A 21,828-nucleotide genomic window follows, 5' to 3' on the forward strand; every position below is an offset into this window, starting at 1 on the left:
CAACAAGCGCAATCCAGTAGGGACTGATTGTGTTCGGCGAAAGTGATACAGCCGCTTTCGAGCGAGGTTTTCATTACCGTCCAGCGGCTCGGACATAGGCCTCGCCGGTATGTGTCGCTCTGTGAGCATGTGCAAAATGCTGGACATTGCACAAACCGGCTGAGGGGTAAGGACACCCATCTTCTCGTTCCGAACGCCCGCTATCGCGGGCGTCTCGACCTTTTTGCCCGGCCGCTCGCCGCTCTGGCATGGCTTTCGCTCTGGTTTTCCGGTCTCGCTTGTTTCCGTGCCGCACCGTCGATGCATTTCGACGGTGCGGCCGGCGCGATCAGAACAATAAGGAAAACCGTACATGAATGCCCTACGCACACCTATCGGCGGACCAGCCGCCGGCACCCGACCGTCCCGCTTCACCATTATCCCGCCCAGCATGCTTCGTAACAGCCGCTACTCTGATTGTCATGGTGCCATGTGCACCGCTGCCCTGATCGTTACCCGCAGCAATCGGAGACAGCCATGATTCTGAAAGGCAAAGCAGCCCTGGTCACCGGCTCGACCAGCGGGATCGGTCTGGGCATCGCCTGCAAGCTGGCAGAGGCGGGTGCCGACGTGATGCTCAATGGCTTCGGCGATGTGGAGGCGGCTATCGCCCGAGTGTCCGTCTATGGCACCCGTGTGCTGCATCACTCAGCCGACGTATCCAATGCCGAACAGATCGCCGAGATGGTCAGCCACACCGAGCGTGATTTCGGGTCTCTCGATGTGCTGGTCAACAACGCCGGCATTCAGCACGTCGCGCCGGTCGAAAGTTTCCCGGTCGAGCGTTGGGACAGCATCATCGCCATCAATCTGTCCTCGGTATTCCACACCATGCGTTTGGCGCTGCCGGGCATGCGCGAGCGCAACTGGGGGCGGATCGTCAACATCTCCTCGGTTCACGGCCTGGTGGCTTCGGCGCAGAAATCGGCCTACGTAGCTGCCAAGCACGGGGTGATCGGCCTGACCAAGACGGTCGCTCTGGAAACCGCATCCACCGCAGTCACCTGCAACGCGCTCTGCCCAGGCTGGGTACTGACGCCGCTGGTACAGCAGCAGATCGACAGCAAGACGCAAACTCATGGCGACCCGGCCCGCGCGACGCGGGAGCTGCTGATGGAGAAACAGCCTTCGCTGGATTTCGTCACGCCCGAGGAGCTGGGTGATCTGACGCTGTTTCTCTGTAGCGACGCCGCCAAGCAAGTACGCGGCGCGGCCTGGAACGTCGATGGCGGCTGGCTGGCGCAGTGACGCTGCGGCCTTGATCGACCTTTGCGGCAAGTCTTCACGTTAACGCACTTAGGAACGGCGCCTGAGCTCTATGCGCTGGTGAGCAGTTGCGGTTCGCCAATGGTTGGCGCGCTGCCTTCATAAGGATGACGTCTCGATGAACAGCTTCTTTCGTCAGTTTCGTATCGGTCAGCGGGTCTGGATGCTTACCCTTGGTTTCGGTGTGGTCGTAGTTCTGTTCACCTGGTGGATGGTGGCCAGTCTGCAACGCAGTCTGACCGAAGAAAAAATGGCCGCCGTGGATGCGGCACTGACCACCGCCGTACGGGTGATGGAGCATTACGAGGGCAAAGCGCGCGCTGGTGAAATCACGCTGCCAGAGGCGCAAACCGGCGCGATGGAAGTGATCGGCACCATCCGTTATCTGGGCGACCACTATCTGTGGATCAACAACATGGATTTCGTCTGGCTAATGCACCCGGTCAGCCCGCAACTGGTCGGTCGCGATCTGCGTGATCTGAAGGACAAGGCCGGCAAGCCATTCGTGCAGCAGCTGGTGGACGGAGTGCGCAGCAACGGCTCCATGCGGCTCGAATATCTTTGGCCGCGACCGGGCGCCACCGAGCCCGAGCTCAAGCTGACCGAGGCACGTGGTTTCAAACCGTGGAGTTGGATGGTGTCCAGCGGTATTCACCCCGCCGATATCGATTCGGCCGTGAACCGAGAGGTGACGACCGCGTTGCTCGTCGGCGCGCTTATTCTCGCGGCGCTCGCGGGATTCAGCATACTGTTGATCCGCAGCATCACCGGGCCCCTGCGTGAAACGGTAACCACCCTGGAAAAGGCTGCCGAGGGCCGCACTGACCTGACCGTACGCCTACCGACACAAGGTCGCGACGAACTCGCGCAGATGGCAGGCAGCTTTAATACGCTCATGGAAGCCGCCAGCGGCGTGGTTGGCCAGGTGACCCAGGCCAACCTGAAGCTGATGACCGCCAGCGAAGATTTGTCTCAGATCACCTCAGGCGCCCAGCGCGATGCCGAGCGGCAGGAAAGCGAAACCATCAGTCTGGCCGCCGCCATGAACGAAATGGTCGCCACGGTGCAGGAAGTGGCGCGTAGCGCCAGTCTCGCGGCTGATTCGACCAAGCAGACAGAAGCAGAGGCCGCGCAAGGTCGGCGGATGGTCGAGCAGACCATGCAGGAAATCGCGGACCTGACCGGCGATCTGTCGCAAGCGCGCTCGGTCGTGGAGAAACTGGCGAAGGATTCCTACGACATCGGCACGGTGCTCGACGTGATCAATGGCGTCGCCGAACAGACCAATCTACTTGCGCTCAATGCCGCCATCGAGGCAGCCCGCGCGGGCGAGCATGGTCGCGGTTTTGCGGTGGTGGCCGACGAGGTACGCTCGCTGGCGCAGCGTACCCAGCGTTCGACTCAAGAGATCCACGCGATCATCGAGCGGCTTCAGTCAGGCGCGACCACAGCCGTCGAGCGCATGGCTCGTAATGCGGAAAAGGCGCAGTCGACGATGGAACAGGCCGCGCGCGCGGGTGAATCGCTCGGCGCCATCACCGTGGCGGTCTCGACCATCAACGACATGAACCTGCAGATCGCGACGGCCGCGGAGGAACAGACCGCTACGGCTGAGGAAATCAATCGTAGCGTCAACGGCATCCGCGACACCGCCAGTTCCGCTGGGCAGACGGTCACCCGAACTCGCGCCGCCAGTACCGAGCTGCGGCTATTGGCGCAAGAGCTTGGTGGTCAGATCGAACGACTGAATGCCTGATAGGCCCCGGTGCGCCGTCCAGTTTAAGCCTGGACGGCGCCATTGGGTCGATCATGGTGATTCGTCCAGATTATCGGCAGTTCTGCCTGAGCATTTCGGGGGTGGTGGGCGGGGCGTTCACTTAAGCACATTCACCCCGAGGTCGGGCCTCCCACGAAAGCAGGCAGATGCACCTGACTGTGTGAGAGGCGCGACCTCGCGGCGAAAAAGGCCGCAGGCCATAGAGCATCTTCAGCGCTAGAGAAAGCATTGCCGAATGAGACACGTCGTTCGAGGGTTGCGAGGCAGGCTGTACGCCACCGAGCCGATGGCGTCTTGTGTCACGAAAGGCTAACGCTCGCTCAACCCGTGCAGCTGCAGTTTCGAATACAGGCTCGCACGCGAAATACCCAGCTCGACGGCGGCACGGCGACGGTTGCCTTTGCAGGTGCGCAGTGCATGTTGCAGCGCGCGGCGTTCGGCCTGAGCAATGCTCTCGGCCAGCAGCTGCAGCGGCGCTTCTTCCAAGGCGGATGGTTCGGTAAGGGGCGGCATTACTGTTGGCGGCACAGATGCGGCACTGCTGCTCTGCTCGCCAAGCAACGGGAGCAGATGTCGCGATTCCAGTGGCAGGCCATCGGCATTCAATTGGGCCCGCTCCAGCAGGTTGCTCAATTCGCGAACGTTGCCGCGCCAGGGTTGGCCGCAGAGCAGCGCTACGGCTTCGGGCGTGAGCTCCATCGGCGCATGGCCGGATCGATTGGCGATGTCATCGAGCAGATGTTCGACCAGCGCAGGAATGTCGCTGGCGCGTTCGCGCAACGATGGGACCTTGAGCGCGAGGACATTGAGGCGGTAGTAGAGATCGTCTCGGAATTGCCCGGCGGCGACCTTGGCTTCCAGGTCGATGTGGGTCGCGGCGATCACCCGCACGTTGAGCGGTTTGACCTGGTTGGAGCCCAGCGGCTCGATTTCCTGTTCCTGCAGCACCCGTAGCAGTTTCGCCTGCAGTGGCATGGGCAGATCACCGATTTCATCGAGGAACAGCGTGCCGCCGTTAGCCACTTCGAATTTGCCGATACGCGCCTTGCGATCCGCACCGGTGAACGCGCCTGGGGCGGTCCCGAACAGCTCGGCCTCTGCCAGGGTTTCCGGGATGGCCGCGACGTTGACCGCGACGAAAGGGCCATTGGCCCGTGGCGAAAGGTTGTGAATGCCTTGCGCGAGCAATTCCTTACCAGTGCCGGTCTCGCCGCGGATCAGCACCGTGGCGTCAAGCTGTGCCGCACGGCGGGCCTGACGCTTGACCTCGCTGGCGGCTGGGCTGGTACCGATGAAGCCGGCAATGGTGTAACGCGCGCGGCGAGCCTTCGCCAACTCGTTCTGAGTCGCGACCAGCTGCGTCTGCAGAACGTTGAACTTGGACATCAGCGGTCTGAGGTGCTGCGCCCGGTCGAACAGCACGAAGCCCAGCGCGCCGACCAAGGTGCCGTCCTCGTCCCGTAGCGGGATGCGAGTCACCACGAAATGCTCATCGCCGAACGCCATCAGGTCGAGCATGCTGGGCAGCCCGTTTTCCATGACCTCGCGTAGACGGCTGGCTGGCAGCACCTCTTCAATTTCCTTGCCAAGCACGCTGCGTGGGTCGCTGATGCCAACCTTTGCGGCGTACTTGTCATTGATCCAGACGATGCGCGCCTGGCGGTTGACCGCAATGGTGCCTTCGCACTGGGCGTTGAGGTGATCGAACAGCAGCGGCATCGCCACGGCGCGAAAGCGCTCCGGGGAGACGCCGATTATCAAACCATTGTGATCGAGGTCGTTGCGCGCAATCGCCATGGGCAGGGATGTCCGTTTGGGTTCCGACCGATTATGGAAGGCCCCGGCTGCCTCGGGCAAGGCAGCCGGGGCGAGGGCGCTAGCGCGCATATACCTCATTGGGCAACCACGTCGCCAGCGGCTCGAAGAAGAACACCAGCGCCAGGCCGAGCAGCTGGATCAGGATGTACGGCAATACACCGAGATAGACGTCGCGGGTGGTCACTTCTGGCGGACAGACGCCTTTGATGTAGAACAGGGCGAAGCCTACCGGTGGTGTCAGGAACGAGGTTTGCAGGCACAGCGCGAAAAGTATCGCGAACCACAGCGGATCGACGCCCATCGAGAACAGTACCGGTGCTACCAGCGGCAGAACGATCAAGGTGATCTCCACCCAATCCAGGAAGAACCCCAGCAGGAAGGTGATGAATAGCACCGTGAGCAATACGCCAGTCTGGCCGAACGGCAATCCGGTGAGTGCATCGCGAATCACATCGTCGCCGCCCAGGCCGCGCAGCACTGCGGCGAACACCGTGGCACCGATGAAAATGCCGAAGATGAAAGCGGAGGTGCGGCTGGTCTGGTAGAGCGCTTCCTTCAACACGGTGAGATTCAGCCTTCGGCTGCAAGCGGCCATCAGTACCGCGCCGAATGCGCCGACAGCGGAGGCTTCGGTGGTCGTGGCGATGCCGAAGAAGATCGAACCAAGCACAGCCAGGATCAGCACGAAGGGCGGCACCACGGCCAAGAAGACGTCGAGCAGCGCGCGCGCGTCGAGCTTGGGACGGTTGGCCGGAGCAGGCGCGAAGTCTTTTTTTACCCAGGCAACTATCACGATGTAGAGGATGTACATCGCAGCCAGCATCATGCCGGGGATCAGCGCGCCCATGAACAGTTTGCCCACCGAAGCTTCGGAGGTGCCAAGACGATCAGCCATTAGCACCAGCATGATGCTTGGCGGAATCAGGATGCCCAGCGTGCCGACCGAGCAGGCAGTACCGACGGCCAGGCTTTTGTTGTATTTGGCCTGCAGCATTGGGCCGATCGAAAGCATGCCGAGCAGCGCCACCGAAGCGCCGACAATGCCGGTGGACGCGGCAAGCAGAATGCCCACTAGCACGACCGTCACGGCGTAGCCGCCGCGCAATGGCCCGAGCACACGGACCAGGCTGTGCATCAAGCGCTCGGCGATGCCGGAACGGTCGAGCATGATGCCCATGAAGATGAACAGCGGCAGGGCGACCATCAGTTCATTGGCGACGATGCCGTAGATGCGGGCGTCCAGCACGCCGATGGTGCCTTCCCAAGTGAACCAGAGATCGGCATCGAAATGCTCGACCATGACATAGCCGAGAACGGCGAACAGAAGCCCGATGCCGGCCAGTGACCAGGCGACGGGGAAACCAAGCAGCAGGAGCACCATGAAGCTGGCGAACATGCCGATGACGAGTATTTGTTCCAGACCCATGATTACGGCTACTCCATCAGGGCTGCGGATGGCCGCGGTCGCGGTCATTCGGAGAGGCCGTAATGGCCCGTGGGAATTTGAACAACAGCGTGCTGCAGCGCGTGGCTTTGGAGAACAGCGCCAGCGCCAGGAGCATCAAGCCCAGCGGCAATGTGCTCTTGAAGATAAAGCGATGCGGCAGGCCGCTTGGCGCTTGCGAGCGCTCGTTGTAGATGAACGCCTGGTAGGCGAAGGGAATCAGCGCATCGACCATCAGCACAACGACAGGCAAGGCAAGGAACGCGATGGCCAGCAACTCGATGATGGCCCGGCTGCGCAGGGTGAATTTCTCGCTCAACACATCGACCCGCACGTGGTCGTCGCGTACCACTGCGTAGGCCAGGGAAAGCAATACGGCGGCGCCAAACAGGTGCCAGGACAACTCTTCCAGCGCAATGGAGCCACGCGCCAGCACGAAACGGCTGAACACATTGGTCAGCACCACCAGCAGGCACAGCACCCAGAGCCAGGCGCTGAGTTCGCCGATGGCGACCAAGGCCCTGTCCAGCCAGTAAGACAGTCGATTATGCGGCAGCTCGGCCTTGGCAGAGGCGGGCGCCGCGTCGTTGGGGGAAACGGGGTGAACGGACATGACGACCTCGGCAAATCCAGCACGGGCACGCGACGCAACTACACAGGTACGGCAACGGCCCGCTTGAAATAAGGGGCACAGCCGCGCTGCGCCCCTCGACTCGTGCGGTTACTCGTACTTGTAGTAATCGCGCGGCAGGTAGCCCTTGCCGTGCCAGATGGAGTGGTGCTCCATGAACTCGCGTTGGCTGGTCAGGACGCGGTTGAACATTTCGTTCTCCGCAGCCATTTCGTCGAGCACCTCGTTGGTGACGCGCTCGAGCTCGCGCAGCACTTCTTCAGGCAGCACCTGAGCCTTCACACCTTGTTGCTCGTAATCACGCAGGGCGGTCGGCTGAGCCCACTCGCTTTCGGCAAAGCCCTTGAGCGTGGCGGATTCGCAGCCCATCTCGATCAGTGCGCGGCTTTGCGGCTCGAGCTTGTCCCAGACATCCTTGTTCACCAGCAGGTGCGAGGTGGTCAGCGTCTGGTGCCAGCCCGGCATGATGTAGTTCTTGATGATCTGATCCAGGCCCAGCATCTTGTCGACTGCTGGCTGCGAGAACTCGGTGGCGTCGATGGTCTTGCGTTCCAGCGCCTGGTAGATCTCACCGCCCGGCACCATGGTCACCGAGGCGCCGAGCTTTTCGAGCACCTTGCCGCCGATGCCGGCGAAGCGGATGCGCAGCCCGTCGATGTCTTCCAGCTTCTCGATGGGCTTGGCGAACCAGCCGGCGCCTTCCGGACCGATGATGCTGCACAGCATCGGGTGGATGTTGCGCTCGGCATAGATCTCCTCGAGCAGCTTCTTACCGTCGCCCTCGTAGTACCAGGCAATGTAGGCCGGCGGCTCCATGTTGAACGGAGCACCGGAATACAGTGGCAGCGCTGGGATTGTGCCCTGGTCGTAACCGATCCAGGTGTAGCCGGCCGGATACTTGCCGTTGCTCACCGCATCCATGATTTCGAAGGGCGGTACCAGCTCGCCGGGCTCGTAGTAGCGCAGTTGGATGTCGCCGCCCGAAATCGCCTTGAGCGACTCGGAAAGGTGTTTGACCGGTGTGGTCAAGCCGATGAGATGGGATGGGAACGCAAGCGGTACCTGCCAGCGAATTTTCTCGGTGGCCATTGCGTTGCCGCTGAGCAGACTGACGCTGAGAAGGGTGGTTGCACCGATGGCACAGGCGAGACGGGACAGTTTTTTCTTTGCTGACATGTGCAGTTTCCTTGTTTTTTTTGTTTTGGAACCAGAAGGTCGTGGCGCGGCAGCGTGCTGCGTAGCCGGAGCAGAAGGTGACTCCAGTCATCCATCCATCAGCGTTCTGGCGTGTAGCCCAGATGTCTTAGCAGGTTCTGTGCCTGACTTGCGAAATACACTGGAAAGACCGTTCTAGAGCGGTCGAGCCTAAGGCGTAAGCGAACCGGTGTCCAGCTAGCTGGACAGCTGAATGGAGGAAGTGATCGAGTGTCCATGATGCTGGACTAGTGTCTGCTTGGCTGGACTGGTGGAGCTGCGAGACGTGTAGAGGCCGCACCTGTCTGTCGCGGCATCGCAGGAACGGAGATGCGACTTCACGCCAGACAGCGGCGTGAAGTACGGACTAGCAGTGCGGTTTAAATCGCTTCTTTGCCAAGGGTCGCTTTCAGAGCGCTGAGGCAGCGTTCTTCGGCCGTATCGAGCTCAAGCTGCATCTGCTGAATGTCGAGCTGCTGTTGTTCGAGCTGCTGGCGGCGTTCGGCAATCATGCCGAGCATGATGTTCAGCTGTTTCTGATTGCCCGCCTTAGGGTCGTAGAGTTCGATCAGCGTCTTGCATTCGGCCAGCGAGAAGCCGATGCGTTTGCCACGCAGGATGAGCTTCAGTGCAACGCGGTCCTTGGGGCTGTAGATACGCTCCTGACCGCGGCGAGTGGGCGAGAGCATGCCCTGTTCTTCATAGAAGCGAATGGCGCGGGTGGTGATATCCAACTCGTTGGCCAGGTCGGAAATGCTGTAGGTCTGCTTTGCCATAGGGTGTCCAATCTTGCATGTCATCGGCTCGAGATGAACCGGCGTATCGTTCTTCAGGTGCCGGCAAGGCTACACGCGGGCGCCAATCGTGCACAGTGGCGTATGGCTATTGCGTGACCAGCTCAGCGATGGATCGTGCAGCCGGTCGCGCCCTGCATCTGCTCGAAGCTCACCCCATCGGCCAGCTCCACCAGCTTCAGCCCTTGCTCGGTGATATCCAGCACGCCCAGGTCGGTGATGATCCGGTCGACCACGCCCACACCGGTCAGCGGCAGATCGCACTGTTCGATGATCTTGTGCGCGCCCTTAGCCGTGTGTTCCATCAGCACCACCACGCGCTTGACGCCGGCCACCAGGTCCATCGCGCCGCCCATGCCTTTGACCATCCTGCCGGGAATCATCCAGTTGGCCAGATCGCCTTTCTCCGAGACCTGCATGGCACCAAGAATCGCCAGATTGATGTGACCGCCGCGGATCATGCCGAAACTCATGGCGTTGTCGAAGAAGGCGCTGCCGGGCAGGGCAGTGACGGTCTGCTTGCCAGCATTGATCAGGTCGGGATCGATTTCTTCCTCGGTGGGGAAGGGGCCGATGCCGAGCAACCCGTTCTCGCTCTGCAGCCAGACGTCCATGCCGTCCGGAATGTAATTGGCGACGAGGGTCGGCAGGCCGATGCCGAGGTTGACGTAGAAGCCATCCTGCAATTCCTGCGCGGCGCGCTGCGCCATCTGCTCACGTGTCCAGGCCATGATCAGCTCCTCACCGTACGTTTTTCGATGCGCTTCTCGGCGTTCGGGTTATGGATGATGCGCTGCACGTAGATGCCCGGCAGATGGATCTGGTCGGGGTCCAGTTCGCCAGTTTCGACCAGCTCGTCGACCTCTACCACGCAGACCTTGCCGGCCATGGCCGCGAGCGGGTTGAAGTTACGCGCGGTCTTGTTGAACACCAGATTGCCCGCCTTGTCGGCTTTGTAAGCCTTGATCAGGGCGATGTCGGCGGTCAGCGATTCTTCCATCACGTACCACTCGCCGTTGAACTGACGCGTTTCCTTGCCTTCGGCGATCAGCGTGCCGTAGCCGGTTCGGGTGTAGAACGCGGGAATGCCGGAACCGCCGGCGCGCAACTTCTCGGCCAGCGTGCCCTGGGGAGTGAATTCGAGTTCCAGTTCGCCGGCCAGATATTGCCGCTCGAACTCTTTGTTCTCGCCCACATAGGAGGAAATCATCTTGCGCACCTGGCGCGTTTCCAACAGTACGCCGAGGCCGAAACCGTCCACGCCGGCATTGTTGCTGATCACCGTGAGGTCTTTTTTGCCGGTGTCGCGCAGCGCCTCGATCAGCGCTTCGGGTATGCCGCAGAGCCCGAAGCCGCCGACGGCGAGGGTCATGCCGTCCTCGATCAGGCCGTCGAGGGCCTGCTGGGCGCTAGGGTAGAGCTTGTTCATAGCGTGCCTCTCTTGTTGTGCTGACCTGTGGCGCCGGGTGTTACAGATGCCGCTTTTGTGGGGGCCGATCTTGGGGCGAAGCTCTTCTGCTTCAGGCGGACCTGCGGCCCGCGTCGCCACGAGGACGCACCTCCTATAAGAAGTGCGGCGTCAGGTGCCGCTGCGAGCCCGCCCGACCCGCGAGCCGTTGGGCCGCTCTAACAGATCGCTGATGCGTTGCCCTGCAGCGACCAGCGCGTCCAGATCGATACCCGTCTCGATGCCCAGCCCATTGAGCATGTAAAGCACATCTTCGCTGGCCACGTTGCCGCTGGCGCCCTTGGCGTAAGGACAGCCGCCGAGCCCGGCGACCGAGCTGTCGAATACGCAGACGCCTTCCAGCAGACTGGCATAGATATTAGCCAGCGCCTGGCCGTAGGTATCGTGAAAATGCCCGGCGAGCTTGTCACGCGGCACTTCGCGGCTGACGGCCTCGATCAGCTGACGGGTTTTGCCCGGCGTGCCGGTGCCGATGGTGTCGCCCAGCGAAACCTCGTAGCAGCCCATGGCGAACAATTCGCGCGCCACGTGGGCGACGCGCTTCGGATCGATCTCGCCTTCGTAGGGGCAACCCAGCACGCAGGACACATAGCCACGCACCTGGATACCGTTTTCGCGCGCCACCTCCATCAGCGGAGCGAAGCGCGACAGGCTCTCGTCGATGGAGCAGTTGATGTTCTTCTGCGAGAACGCTTCGGACGCGGCGCCAAACACCGCGACTTCCTGCACACCGGCTTCGATGGCCGCTTCGAGGCCTTTCAGGTTCGGCGTCAGGGCCGCATAGGTAACGCCGGGCTTCTGCCTGATCTGCGCGAATACATCGGCCGAGCCGGCCATTTGCGGCACCCACTTGGGCGACACGAAGCTGCCGACTTCGATGTACTGCAAGCCGGCGGCGCTGAGGTCGTCTACCAGCCGCACCTTGTCGGCGATGCTGATCGGCTGCTTCTCGTTCTGCAGCCCGTCGCGCGGGCCGACTTCGACCAGGCGGACGTGTTTGGGCAGGTTCATATGTCCTCCATGGATGTGAAAGGCACTTGGCATTTCACCTATTCGTTGGTCGTAGGGTGGACAACGGCGAGCCTTGTTCACCTTTAGTGTGAGTTTTCCGTCCTGCCTGGTGGGCTGAAGCCCACCCTACGCAGCTTCCATGGTCTGGTGGGCAGAAGCGGAACACCGCCGGGCTCACCCGTAGGATGGGCCGGGGCGGCGCTCCGCTTCAGCCCACCAATGCCGAGCCACAGCGCTCTGTATCCTGCGTCAGGCTTCTTCTTCCATCTCCAGCAACACTACGCCTTCGTTGACCATATCGCCTTCGGCGCAGAACAGGCTTTTGACCACACCGGCCTGCTGGCTTCTGATGCTGTGCTCCATTTTCATCGCTTCCAGCACGATCAGCGCGGTGCCGGCCTCGACGTTCTGCCCGGGCTCGACCAGCACGCGCACGATACTGCCGTTCATGGGCGCAGTAAGGCCGCCGTGATGTTGGTGGCTGGCCTCTGCTTCGGCAATGGGATCGAAAGCGGTGACGGCTTGCAGTTCGCCGTTCCATTCCAGATAGAGCGTGCTGCCCTGGCGGATGGCTTTTGGCTGGCGCAGGGCTTGTGTAGGAGCGAGCTTGCTCGCGAACCCTTCTCCGGTGGGCGCCGCGCGCTCGGATTCGCGAGCAAGGACTGAGACGTTCCCGTCGCTCCTACGTGAGGCTGCGTCTACCTTTACCAGCCGGCTTTCGCCGTTGCACATCAGGTGCACACCAATTTGCGTCGGCATACCGAAGCGCAGGCCGTCGCGGCTGGCCCAAGGTGAATGGGCATCGTCGTTCCGGACCCGTGCCGGTTCGGTCTGCACGAAGCGTTCACCGGCCAGCCGCCAGAATTCATCGGGTAACTCACCGGGTTTGCGCATCAGCTCCGCTTCGTGGCGCGGGATGAAGCCGGTATCCAGCTCTGCCGCTGCAAACGCAGGGTGGCCAATGACGCGACGCAGGAAGGCGAGATTGGTACGCACGCCGCCGACGTAGGTCTCATCCAGCATAGCCAGCAGGCGCAGACGCGCCTCTTCACGGTTTTCGCCCCAGGCGATCAGCTTGCCGAGCATCGGGTCATAGAACGGCGACACCGTATCGCCTTCGGCCACGCCGCTGTCGACACGGCGGCCCGGACCTGAAGCGGATTCACGGTACAGATTGAGCGTCCCGGTAGCGGGCAGGAAGTCGTTATCCGGGTCTTCGGCATACAGCCGCACTTCGATGGCGTGGCCGTTGAGCGGTACCTGATCCTGGCTGATCGGCAGCGGTTCGCCACGGGCGACGCGGATTTGCCAGGCGACCAGATCGAGACCGGTAATGGCTTCGGTGACAGGATGTTCGACCTGTAGGCGGGTATTCATCTCCATGAAAAAGAATTCGCCACGGGCGTCGAGCAGAAACTCAACCGTGCCGGCACCGACATAGCCGATGGCCTGCGCAGCCTTGACCGCCGCTTCGCCCATGGCTCGACGCAGCTCTGGAGACAGGCCCGGTGCTGGCGCTTCCTCGACGACTTTCTGGTGGCGGCGCTGGATCGAACAGTCGCGCTCGTTGAGATACAGGCAGTTACCGTGCTGATCGGCGAACACCTGAATCTCCACATGGCGCGGCTTGAGCACGTATTTCTCGACCAGCATCCGCAAATCGCCAAACGAGGACTGCGCCTCGCGCTGGGCCGATTGCAGCGCTTCGGAGAGATCCGCTTCCCGCTCGACGACCTTCATGCCTTTACCGCCGCCGCCTGCGGTGGCCTTGAGCAGGACTGGATAACCGATCTTCTGCGCAGCGACACGGAAGGTTTCCACATCCTGGGCTTCGCCGTGATAGCCGGGCACCAGCGGCACACCGGCTTTCTCCATCAGTGCCTTGGCGGCGGACTTGCTGCCCATGGCGTCGATGGCGGAGGCGGGCGGGCCGAGGAAAACCAAGCCAGCGTCTTCGATGGCGCGGGCGAAATCGGCGTTTTCGGACAGGAAGCCATAGCCGGGATGAATCGCCTGAGCACCGCTGGCCTTGGCGGCGACGATCAGTTTTTCGATCTGCAGGTAGCTTTCCGCCGGCTTGGCGCCGCCGAGGTCGATGCGGATGTCGGCCTCGCGGGCATGCCGTGCGTCACGGTCGATGGCACTGTGCACGGCAACGGTGGTCAGGCCCATGGCCTTGGCGGTGCGCATCACGCGGCAGGCGATTTCGCCGCGGTTGGCGATCAGGAGGGTGGTGATCATTGTTGTGGCTCCTGCGTGGCCTTGAGTATGTTTCCCCTCACCCTAGCCCTCTCCCCAAAGGGGCGAGGGGATGACGGGGTGAGGCGAGGGAATGGTGTTGTTTGGCAGACGGTGGCTCGCCTGATTGACGTGGCAAGGCGAGCATGGTTGCCGTAGCTGGGAGCTAGCGTCGTGGTCCAGGCGTCGCACGAAACAACCCCCTCGCCCCTCTGGGGGGAGGGCTGGGGAGAGGGGGCGGAGTTCCAGACGAACCCGGACATCAAACGTCCCCCAACCAAGCCGGTTTGCGCTTTTCCAGAAAGGCGTTCAGTCCTTCCTGGCCCTCGGGACTTACGCGGATGCGCGCAATGGCGTTTTCGGTGTAACGGCGCAGCGCCGGACTCAACGAAGCGCTGCTGGCTTCACGCATCAGGTCCTTGCTGGCGCGCATGGCCTGTGGGCTATTGAGCAGCAGATTGTCGATCCAGCTATCAAGACCATCGTCCAGTTCGGCCGTGGCATAGGTTTCGGACAACAAACCGAGCTCGCATGCACGTTCGCCGCTGAAACGCTCTCCGGTCATGGCATAACGGCGCGTGGCGCGTTCGCCGATGGCCTTGACCACGAAGGGGCTGATCACCGCCGGTGCGAGGCCGATGCGTACCTCCGAAAGCGACAGCTGCGCGTCGTGAGCGCCGATGGCCATGTCGCAGCAGGCGATCAACCCGACTGCGCCGCCAAAGGCTGCGCCTTGCACCACCGCCAGCGTCGGCAGTTTGAGGTGGTAGAGGCTGTACATCAGTTCGGCCAGCTCGCGGGCGTCGGTGAGGTTGGCCTCGAAATCCAGCTTGGCCGACTGCTGCATCCAGGCGAGATCGGCGCCGGCCGAGAAGTGCTTGCCGCGACCACGCAACAGCAGGAAGCGCAGGTCCTTGTTCGCCTGCACCTGATCGATGGCCAGCACCAGCTCGCGGATCATCTCGGCGTTGAAGGCGTTGTTCTTTTCCGGGCGGTTGAGCCAGAGGGTGGCGAAACCCTTGGCTGAGTATTCGAGTTCAATAGTTTGAAAGGAGGACGTGTTCATATCAGGTTCCTGCAGCGAAGGCCTACGGCCCTTTGCTGGAGGCGGGACGTCACGCCTCCAGCGTCGTTTCAGCTTTTTTCTACATGCGGAACACGCCAAAGCGGGTCGGCTCGATCGGTGCATTGAGACTGGCCGAAATTGCCAGGCCCAACAGGTCGCGGGTCTGCGCCGGATCGATGACGCCGTCATCCCACAACCGCGCACTGGAATAGTAGGGATGGCCCTGACGCTCGTACTGTTCGAGGATCGGTTGCTTGAGCTGCGTTTCTTCCTCATCGGAGAACGTTTGCCCGCTGCGCTCGGCCTGCTCGCGCTTGACCTGCACCAGTACGCCAGCGGCCTGTTCACCACCCATCACGCCGATGCGCGCGTTGGGCCACATCCACAGGAAGCGCGGGTCATAGGCGCGCCCGCACATGCCGTAGTTGCCCGCGCCAAAGCTGCCGCCAATGACCACGGTGAACTTCGGCACCTGGGCGCAGGCCACGGCAGTGACCAGCTTGGCGCCGTGCTTGGCGATGCCGCCGGTTTCATATTTCTGCCCGACCATGAAGCCGGTGATGTTCTGCAGAAACAACAGTGGAATGCCGCGCTGGCAGGCTAGTTCGATGAAGTGCGCGCCTTTCTGTGCGGCCTCGGCGAAGAGGATGCCGTTGTTCGCCAGGATCGCGATCGGGTAGCCATGCAACGTGGCGAAGCCGCAGACCAGGGTGGTGCCGAACAGTGCCTTGAATTCATCGAATTCGCTGCCGTCGACAAGTCGCGCGATCACCTCGCGCACATCGTAGGGCTGCTTGGCTTGGGCTGGAATCACACCGTAGAGCTCGTCTGCCGCATACAGCGGCGCCCGCGGCTGATGAGGCTGGACTGTGCCGAGCTTCCGCCAGTTGAGATTGGCGACGCAGCGGCGCGCAATGGCCAGCGCGTGCTCGTCGCTTTCGGCGTAATGGTCGGCCACGCCGGAGATCTTGCAGTGCACATCTGCGCCGCCCAGGTCCTCGGCGGTCACCACTTCACCGGTGGCGGCTTTTACCAGCGGCGGGCCGGCGAGGAAAATGGTCGCCTGGTTGCGCACCATGATGGTCTCATCCGCCATTGCCGGTACATAGGCACCGCCCGCGGTACAGGAGCCCATCACCACGGCGAGCTGCGGAATACCCATGGCGCTCATGTTGGCTTGGTTGAAGAAGATGCGGCCGAAGTGTTCTCGGTCGGGGAAGACCTCGTCCTGACGCGGCAGGTTGGCACCGCCGGAATCCACTAGGTAGATGCATGGCAAGCGATTCTGCTGGGCGATGGTCTGGGCGCGCAGGTGCTTTTTCACGGTGAGCGGGTAGTAGCTGCCGCCTTTTACTGTCGCGTCGTTAGCAATGATCATGCATTCGACGCCTTCGACCCGGCCAATGCCGGCGACCACGCCAGCGGCGGCGACGTCTTCACCGTACACCTCATAAGCAGCCAAAGGCGCGACCTCGAGAAAGGCCGAACCTGGGTCGAGGAGGGCGTTGATGCGATCACGCACTAACAGCTTGCCGCGTGCGACATGGCGCTGCTGGGCCTTTTCGCCGCCGCCTTCGCTGACGCGACCGAGCAGGCTGCGCAGGTTGTTCACCTGCTCGGCCATGGCTGCGCTGTTGGCCGCAAACTCCGGTGAGCGGGTGTTGATTTGGGTACGCAAGACGGCCATTCATTGTCTCCGATACTTGACACGCCGGAAGCTGGAAGTTGTCTGTAGGGTAGGCAACAAGCCTGCCGTTTTCAGACTGCGGTGGGCTAAAGCCCACCCTACTGAACTCGCTCCCTGTAGGGTGGGCTTTAGCCCACCGTCATGAGGGTAGGTGGGCTAAGGCGGAACGCCGCCCGGCCCACGCTACTGAGTTCGCCGCCAGCGTCTTGGTTATTTGGTTTCGTTGAACAACTCGCGCCCAATCAGCATGCGGCGAATTTCGCTGGTGCCGGCGCCGATCTCGTAGAGCTTGGCGTCGCGCAGCAAACGGCCAGTTGGGAACTCGTTGATGTAGCCGTTGCCGCCCAAAATCTGGATCGCCTGCAGGGCCATCTGCGTCGCCGCTTCGGCGGTGTAGAGGATCACGCCGGCGGCGTCCTTGCGGGTGGTCTCGCCCCGGTCGCAGGCCTGGGCCACCGTGTAGAGATAGGCGCGGCTGGCGTTGAGCTGGGTGTACATGTCGGCGACCTTGCCCTGGATGAACTGGAACTCGCCGATGCTCTGGCCAAACTGCTTGCGGTCGTGGATGTATGGCACCACCACGTCGAGGCAGGCCTGCATGATCCCAACCGGGCCACCGGCGAGCACCACGCGCTCGTAGTCCAGCCCGCTCATCAGCACCTTGACGCCGCCGTTCTCGACGCCCAGTACGTTCTCTTCCGGTACTTCAACGTCGTCGAAGAACAGCTCGCAAGTGTTGGAGCCGCGCATGCCGAGCTTGTCGAACTTGTTGCCGCGCGAGAAGCCCTTCCAGTCGCGCTCGACGATGAAGGCGGTGATGCCGTGCGGGCCCTTTTCCAGGTCGGTCTTGGCGTAGATCACGTAGGTGTCGGCATCTGGGCCGTTGGTGATCCAGGTCTTGCTGCCGTTGAGCACGAAGCGGTCGCCTTTGCGATCGGCGCGCAGCTTCATTGAAACCACGTCGGAGCCGGCGTTCGGCTCGCTCATCGCCAGCGCGCCGATATGTTCACCGGAGATCAGTTTGGGCAGGTATTTCGCCTTCTGTTCCGGCGTGCCGTTACGGTTGATCTGGTTGACGCAGAGGTTGGAATGCGCACCGTAAGACAGGCCGACTGAAGCCGAGCCGCGGCTGATTTCCTCGAGCGCGACGACGTGGGCCAGATAGCCCATCCCGGCGCCGCCGTATTCTTCGTCTATGGTGATACCGAGCAGGCCCATGTCGCCGAACTTGCGCCACATGTCGCTCGGGAAGAGGTTGTCACGGTCGATGGCTTCGGCGCGGGGCGCCAGTTCATCGGCCACGAAACCGCGCACCTGGTCGCGGAGCATGTCGACGGTTTCACCGAGGGCGAAGTTAAGGCCGGAATAGTTCATGTGCCACCTGTTCGATTTTGTCATTGTTCTGGTTCGACTGACGGTCGCCGTGAAACGTTGAATCGGCGTGTCCTGCAGCCTGTTCGATACCGCGTCCCGACTGTGATTTCTGATGGCGGGTGCGGTGGGTTGTCACGCTGTAACCTTTACGTTAACGTAATCCCAGTCCGGAGCGACTGTCAACTCATCGATACGCCCGGATGGCAAGGCCTCATAACAAACATAAGACTGAGGAATTTCAGCATGAGTCTTCCGAGTTATACCTGCGGCCCGCAGAGCAAACCTCTGTTAGCGATGACCATTGGCGCGGCGTTCGACCGGGCGGTCGAGCGGTTCGCCGAGCGTGAGGCCCTGGTCGTGCGGCATCAGAATCTGCGCTACACCTGGGCGCAGTTGGCCGATGAAGTCGAGCGCTGCGCGCGCGGGTTGCTTGCCTTAGGCCTGCAGCCAGGCGAGCGGGTGGGCATCTGGTCGCCGAACAATGCGCAGTGGTGCATCACCCAGTTCGCAACGGCGAAAGTGGGCGTGGTGCTGGTGAACATCAACCCGGCCTATCGCCTCAACGAACTCGAATACGCGCTGAAGCAATCCGGCTGCCGCTGGCTTATCTGCGCCGATGCTTTCAAGACGTCCGATTACCACGCCATGCTCCACGAGCTGCTGCCCGAGCTGGAACGTTCCGCCATCGGCGCCTTGCGAAGCCACATGCTGCCGGAGCTGCGCGGCGTGATCAGCCTGTGTGACAAGCCCGTGGACGGCATGCTGTTGTGGAAAGGCTTGATGGAGATGGCCGAGGGCGTAGGCCCAGAACAGCTGCGCCAATGCGGCGAGCAGCTGCAGTTCGACGATCCGATCAACATCCAGTACACCTCCGGCACTACGGGCTTCCCCAAGGGTGCCACGCTCAGCCACTACAACATCCTCAACAACGGCTACATGGTCGGCGAAAGCCTGAAACTCACCGAGCATGACCGGCTGGTGATCCCGGTGCCGCTGTATCACTGCTTCGGCATGGTCATGGGTAACCTGGGTTGCGTGACCCACGGCACCACAATGATTTACCCGAGCGCGGCCTTCGAACCGCTCGCCGCCCTTCAAGCCGCCGCCGAAGAGAAAGCCACGGGCATGTATGGCGTGCCGACCATGTTCATCGCCATGCTCGACCATCCGGAGCGTCAGTCACTGGACCTGAGCCATCTGCGCACCGGGATCATGGCCGGCTCCACTTGCCCGATCGAAGTGATGAAGCGTGTCATCGACGATATGCACCTCAATGAAATGCAGATCGCCTACGGCATGACCGAGACCAGCCCGGTATCGACTCAGACCGCTGCTGACGACGATCTGGAGCGCCGTGTCACCAGCGTCGGACGCACACAGCCGCACCTGGAGAGCAAGGTGGTAGACGAGCACAACCGCATCGTCCCGCGCGGACAGATCGGCGAGCTTTGCACCCGCGGTTACAGCGTAATGCTGGGCTACTGGAACAACCCCGAAGCGACGGCTGGCGCCATCGACGGAGCGCGTTGGATGCATACCGGCGACCTAGCAATCATGGACGACGAGGGCTATCTCAAGATCGTCGGGCGCAACAAGGACATGATCATTCGTGGCGGCGAGAACGTGTATCCGCGTGAGGTCGAGGAGTTTCTCTTCACTCATCCAGCCGTCGCGGACGTTCAGGTGATCGGGGTGCCGGACAAGACCTACGGCGAAGAGATCGTCGCCTGGGTCAAGCTGCATCCAGGGCACGAAGCCAGTTCCGACGATCTGCGTGATTTCTGCAAAGGCAAGATTGCGCATTTCAAGACTCCACGACACTTCAAGTTCGTCGATGACTTCCCCATGACCATCAGCGGCAAGGTGCAGAAATTTCGCATGCGCGAAGTGAGCGTGGCCGAGCTCGGGCTCGCTGAACAATAAGAATTGCTGGTAGGCCCAGCCGCTGCATGTCCGGATAAGGAGTTAGCCGATGACTCAAGCAATCAGTCGCTTTCCGCTGGTCGACGACCTGGATGCGCTGCCTGCCGATGTGCGTGAGCGCATTCTGGCGGTGCAGGAAAAAGCAGGCTTCGTACCCAACGTCTTCGTGATGTTGGCTCATCGCCCCGATGAATTTCGCGCGTTCTTCAGCTATCACGATGCTTTGATGGAAAGGAAGTCCCACAGCCTGACCAAGGCCGAGAAAGAGATGATCGTAGTGGCAGTGAGTGCTGAACACGGTTGCCTGTATTGCGTGGTGGCCCATGGCGCGATCCTGCGCATTCTGGCCAAGGACGCGCTGATCGCTGATCAGGTCGCGGTCAACTACCGCACGGCGCCAATCAGTGAGCGTCAGCGGGTGATGCTCGACTTCGCGTTGCATCTGGCTGCGCATCGGGGCGTGCTGGATGACATTTGGCAGGCGCGTCTTGAGGAACTGGGCTTCACTTTGGATGACATCTGGGATATCGGTTCGATTGCGGCGCTGTTCGGCCTTTCCAACCGCCTGGTGTCGATGGCGCGTACGCCGCCTAACGATGAATTCTATTTGCTGGGTCGGGTACCCAGGGCTGCCGCAGGCTGAGCGGCAGCGATCGATTTACCGCAACGCGGTAAAGCCCGACCGGTCGGAGCGAGGCCGGTCGTAACAGCTGCATCAACCAAGACAATAACAAGAGAGATGACTATGCAACTGAAACCCCTAAGCCGTTTCTTCGTCTTCAGTAGCCTGGCGGCCACCGCGTTGGGCATGTCGACGACAGCATCAGCTGCGTTTTTCGACGACAGCAAAGCGGCCATCGAGCTGCGCAACTTCTACATGAACCGTGATTTTCGCGGTAGCGAGGCCACTCAAGCCAAGGCCGAGGAATGGGCCCAGGGCTTCATTCTGAAGTTCGAGTCCGGCTACACCGAAGGCCCGATCGGCTTTGGTGTCGATGCCCTCGGCCTGCTTGGCGTCAAGCTCGATTCCAGCCCGGATCGTACGGGTACCGGGATTCTGCAGCGAGACAGGGAGGCGCCTAACCGCGCTCAGGACGATTACGGCACGGCAGGCCTGACAGCCAAAGCAAAGATGTCCAACACGACTGTCCATGTCGGGACATTGCAGCCGATTATTCCGGTGGTAATGCGCAACGACAGCCGCCTGTTGCCCAACATCTACCGCGGCGCCTGGTTGCAAAGCAAGGAACTCAAAGGCTTGACCGTCGATGTGGGCATGCTCGACCGCATCAGCTACCGAGACTCTTCGGATTACGAAGAAATGGCGGTATTTAATGGCGGTTCGAGAAATATCGTATTGGGCAGCACGGCGACCAGCGACGAATTCGTCTTCGCTGGCGGTCGTTACCAGTTCACTCCTGAGCTGACCGGCAGCTACTACTACGGCGGGCTGGACGGCGTTTACGACCAGCACAACCTCAATGTCGTGCATGTACTGCCGATCGGTGACAACCAGAGCTTCAAGACCGATCTACGCTACGTGCGCTCCACCGATGATGGCGGTAGCAACGTCGACAACAACGCTTTCGGTGCGCTCTTCACCTACAAAATTGGTGGCCATGGTTTCACTGGCGGCTACCAGAAGATGAGCGGCGACACCGGCTTTGCGTACATCGGCGGCGGCGATAACTCGCTGATCAATCTGTTGCAGATCAATGACTTCGGTAACGAAGATGAGAAGTCCTGGCAGGTTCGCTATGACTATGACTTCGCTGCCATGGGCATTCCTGGTCTGAGTCTGATGACCCGCTACGTGACCGGCGATAACGTCAACGTCGTCGGCCGTGCCAGCGAAGGCAAGGAATGGGAACGCGACACTGATATCGCCTATGTGATTCAGAGCGGACCGATGAAGAACCTTGGCCTGAAAGTGCGCAACGCGACCGTACGCAGTAATTTCGGCAGCGATATAGACGAAACCCGGCTGATCCTGAGCTACACGATGGCGCTGTGGTAACAGCGCAGCGTTTGTTTCAAATACCTCCTCGTTGATCGATTTACCGGGCTGTTGTAGCCCGGTTTTTTTCGACTACCTTCA

17 protein-coding genes are annotated in these 21,828 nt (G+C 61.4%); 5 read left to right on the forward strand and 12 right to left on the reverse strand.

Annotation, left to right across the window (positions count from 1 at the left end; genetic code table 11):
* The first annotated feature begins 516 nt into the window (after window positions 1–516).
* Both GYM54_RS01890 and GYM54_RS01895 read left to right on the forward strand, forming a co-directional pair.
* Entirely contained in the window at window positions 517–1,287 is a 771-nt protein-coding gene (locus GYM54_RS01890) for a 3-hydroxybutyrate dehydrogenase (protein WP_197444719.1), read from the forward strand.
* Window positions 1,288–1,555: 268 nt separating this feature from the next.
* The gene (locus GYM54_RS01895) at window positions 1,556–3,061 is read left to right on the forward strand and encodes a methyl-accepting chemotaxis protein (RefSeq protein WP_374105187.1); all 1,506 of its coding nucleotides are present in this window, start codon (window positions 1,556–1,558) and stop codon (window positions 3,059–3,061) included.
* 330 nt (window positions 3,062–3,391) lie between these two features.
* On the opposite strand, the gene GYM54_RS01900 is transcribed toward GYM54_RS01895, so the two are convergent.
* From GYM54_RS01900 to GYM54_RS01955, 12 genes are all read right to left on the reverse strand, one after another.
* The gene (locus tag GYM54_RS01900) at window positions 3,392–4,879 is read right to left on the reverse strand and encodes a sigma-54-dependent Fis family transcriptional regulator (RefSeq protein ID WP_197444721.1); all 1,488 of its coding nucleotides are present in this window, start codon (window positions 4,877–4,879) and stop codon (window positions 3,392–3,394) included.
* Window positions 4,880–4,958: 79 nt separating this feature from the next.
* Window positions 4,959–6,326, reverse strand: coding sequence for a TRAP transporter large permease subunit (locus tag GYM54_RS01905; RefSeq protein WP_131648604.1), 1,368 nt, complete (start codon window positions 6,324–6,326; stop codon window positions 4,959–4,961).
* 16 nt (window positions 6,327–6,342) lie between these two features.
* Window positions 6,343–6,957 carry a TRAP transporter small permease subunit gene (locus tag GYM54_RS01910; RefSeq protein ID WP_181103876.1) on the reverse strand — a complete coding sequence of 205 codons (615 nt, stop codon included), beginning with the start codon at window positions 6,955–6,957 and terminating at the stop codon, window positions 6,343–6,345.
* Between the two features lie 108 nt (window positions 6,958–7,065).
* Complete coding sequence (locus GYM54_RS01915; protein ID WP_197444722.1) at window positions 7,066–8,151, reverse strand: TRAP transporter substrate-binding protein; 1,086 nt, start codon at window positions 8,149–8,151, stop codon at window positions 7,066–7,068.
* Between the two features lie 398 nt (window positions 8,152–8,549).
* Window positions 8,550–8,945, reverse strand: coding sequence for a MerR family DNA-binding transcriptional regulator (locus tag GYM54_RS01920; RefSeq protein WP_181103872.1), 396 nt, complete (start codon window positions 8,943–8,945; stop codon window positions 8,550–8,552).
* A gap of 122 nt (window positions 8,946–9,067) precedes the next feature.
* Complete coding sequence (locus GYM54_RS01925; protein ID WP_197444723.1) at window positions 9,068–9,694, reverse strand: CoA transferase subunit B; 627 nt, start codon at window positions 9,692–9,694, stop codon at window positions 9,068–9,070.
* Between the two features lie 2 nt (window positions 9,695–9,696).
* Window positions 9,697–10,392 carry a CoA transferase subunit A gene (locus GYM54_RS01930; RefSeq protein WP_197444724.1) on the reverse strand — a complete coding sequence of 232 codons (696 nt, stop codon included), beginning with the start codon at window positions 10,390–10,392 and terminating at the stop codon, window positions 9,697–9,699.
* 150 nt (window positions 10,393–10,542) lie between these two features.
* Window positions 10,543–11,442 carry a hydroxymethylglutaryl-CoA lyase gene (locus tag GYM54_RS01935; protein ID WP_197444725.1) on the reverse strand — a complete coding sequence of 300 codons (900 nt, stop codon included), beginning with the start codon at window positions 11,440–11,442 and terminating at the stop codon, window positions 10,543–10,545.
* 249 nt (window positions 11,443–11,691) lie between these two features.
* On the reverse strand, window positions 11,692–13,683 hold the full coding sequence (locus GYM54_RS01940) for an acetyl/propionyl/methylcrotonyl-CoA carboxylase subunit alpha (RefSeq protein WP_197444726.1): 1,992 nt from the start codon (window positions 13,681–13,683) through the stop codon (window positions 11,692–11,694).
* A gap of 259 nt (window positions 13,684–13,942) precedes the next feature.
* Entirely contained in the window at window positions 13,943–14,746 is an 804-nt protein-coding gene (locus tag GYM54_RS01945; RefSeq protein ID WP_197444727.1) for a gamma-carboxygeranoyl-CoA hydratase, read from the reverse strand.
* Window positions 14,747–14,825: 79 nt separating this feature from the next.
* Window positions 14,826–16,433, reverse strand: coding sequence for a carboxyl transferase domain-containing protein (locus tag GYM54_RS01950; protein ID WP_197444728.1), 1,608 nt, complete (start codon window positions 16,431–16,433; stop codon window positions 14,826–14,828).
* A 210-nt stretch (window positions 16,434–16,643) separates the two neighbouring features.
* Window positions 16,644–17,807 carry an isovaleryl-CoA dehydrogenase gene (locus tag GYM54_RS01955; protein ID WP_197444729.1) on the reverse strand — a complete coding sequence of 388 codons (1,164 nt, stop codon included), beginning with the start codon at window positions 17,805–17,807 and terminating at the stop codon, window positions 16,644–16,646.
* A 243-nt stretch (window positions 17,808–18,050) separates the two neighbouring features.
* On the opposite strand from GYM54_RS01955, the gene GYM54_RS01960 reads away from it, so the two are divergent.
* The 3 genes from GYM54_RS01960 to GYM54_RS01970 all read left to right on the forward strand — a co-directional run bounded on the left by GYM54_RS01960 (window position 18,051) and on the right by GYM54_RS01970 (window position 21,747).
* Complete coding sequence (locus GYM54_RS01960) at window positions 18,051–19,730, forward strand: AMP-binding protein (RefSeq protein ID WP_197444730.1); 1,680 nt, start codon at window positions 18,051–18,053, stop codon at window positions 19,728–19,730.
* A 49-nt stretch (window positions 19,731–19,779) separates the two neighbouring features.
* On the forward strand, window positions 19,780–20,373 hold the full coding sequence (locus GYM54_RS01965; protein ID WP_197444731.1) for a peroxidase-related enzyme: 594 nt from the start codon (window positions 19,780–19,782) through the stop codon (window positions 20,371–20,373).
* Between the two features lie 102 nt (window positions 20,374–20,475).
* Window positions 20,476–21,747, forward strand: a complete 1,272-nt coding sequence (locus tag GYM54_RS01970) for an OprD family porin (protein WP_197444732.1) — start codon at window positions 20,476–20,478, stop codon at window positions 21,745–21,747.
* Window positions 21,748–21,828 lie beyond the last annotated feature (81 nt).

The sequence above is a fragment of the Pseudomonas sp. MTM4 genome (assembly GCF_019355055.1).
Taxonomy (GTDB): Bacteria; Pseudomonadota; Gammaproteobacteria; order Pseudomonadales; family Pseudomonadaceae; genus Stutzerimonas.

Coding starts and splice junctions, on each gene's coding strand:
- GYM54_RS01915 (WP_197444722.1), bottom strand. CDS start 8,151: ATGTCAGCAAAGAAAAAACTGTCCCGTCTCGCCTGTGCCATCGGTGCA.
- GYM54_RS01905 (WP_131648604.1), bottom strand. CDS start 6,326: ATGGGTCTGGAACAAATACTCGTCATCGGCATGTTCGCCAGCTTCATG.
- GYM54_RS01895 (WP_374105187.1), top strand. CDS start 1,556: ATGGCCGCCGTGGATGCGGCACTGACCACCGCCGTACGGGTGATGGAG.
- GYM54_RS01930 (WP_197444724.1), bottom strand. CDS start 10,392: ATGAACAAGCTCTACCCTAGCGCCCAGCAGGCCCTCGACGGCCTGATC.
- GYM54_RS01955 (WP_197444729.1), bottom strand. CDS start 17,807: ATGAACTATTCCGGCCTTAACTTCGCCCTCGGTGAAACCGTCGACATG.
- GYM54_RS01900 (WP_197444721.1), bottom strand. CDS start 4,879: ATGGCGATTGCGCGCAACGACCTCGATCACAATGGTTTGATAATCGGC.
- GYM54_RS01950 (WP_197444728.1), bottom strand. CDS start 16,433: ATGGCCGTCTTGCGTACCCAAATCAACACCCGCTCACCGGAGTTTGCG.
- GYM54_RS01910 (WP_181103876.1), bottom strand. CDS start 6,957: ATGTCCGTTCACCCCGTTTCCCCCAACGACGCGGCGCCCGCCTCTGCC.
- GYM54_RS01965 (WP_197444731.1), top strand. CDS start 19,780: ATGACTCAAGCAATCAGTCGCTTTCCGCTGGTCGACGACCTGGATGCG.
- GYM54_RS01940 (WP_197444726.1), bottom strand. CDS start 13,683: ATGATCACCACCCTCCTGATCGCCAACCGCGGCGAAATCGCCTGCCGC.
- GYM54_RS01890 (WP_197444719.1), top strand. CDS start 517: ATGATTCTGAAAGGCAAAGCAGCCCTGGTCACCGGCTCGACCAGCGGG.
- GYM54_RS01920 (WP_181103872.1), bottom strand. CDS start 8,945: ATGGCAAAGCAGACCTACAGCATTTCCGACCTGGCCAACGAGTTGGAT.
- GYM54_RS01960 (WP_197444730.1), top strand. CDS start 18,051: ATGAGTCTTCCGAGTTATACCTGCGGCCCGCAGAGCAAACCTCTGTTA.
- GYM54_RS01945 (WP_197444727.1), bottom strand. CDS start 14,746: ATGAACACGTCCTCCTTTCAAACTATTGAACTCGAATACTCAGCCAAG.
- GYM54_RS01970 (WP_197444732.1), top strand. CDS start 20,476: ATGCAACTGAAACCCCTAAGCCGTTTCTTCGTCTTCAGTAGCCTGGCG.
- GYM54_RS01935 (WP_197444725.1), bottom strand. CDS start 11,442: ATGAACCTGCCCAAACACGTCCGCCTGGTCGAAGTCGGCCCGCGCGAC.
- GYM54_RS01925 (WP_197444723.1), bottom strand. CDS start 9,694: ATGGCCTGGACACGTGAGCAGATGGCGCAGCGCGCCGCGCAGGAATTG.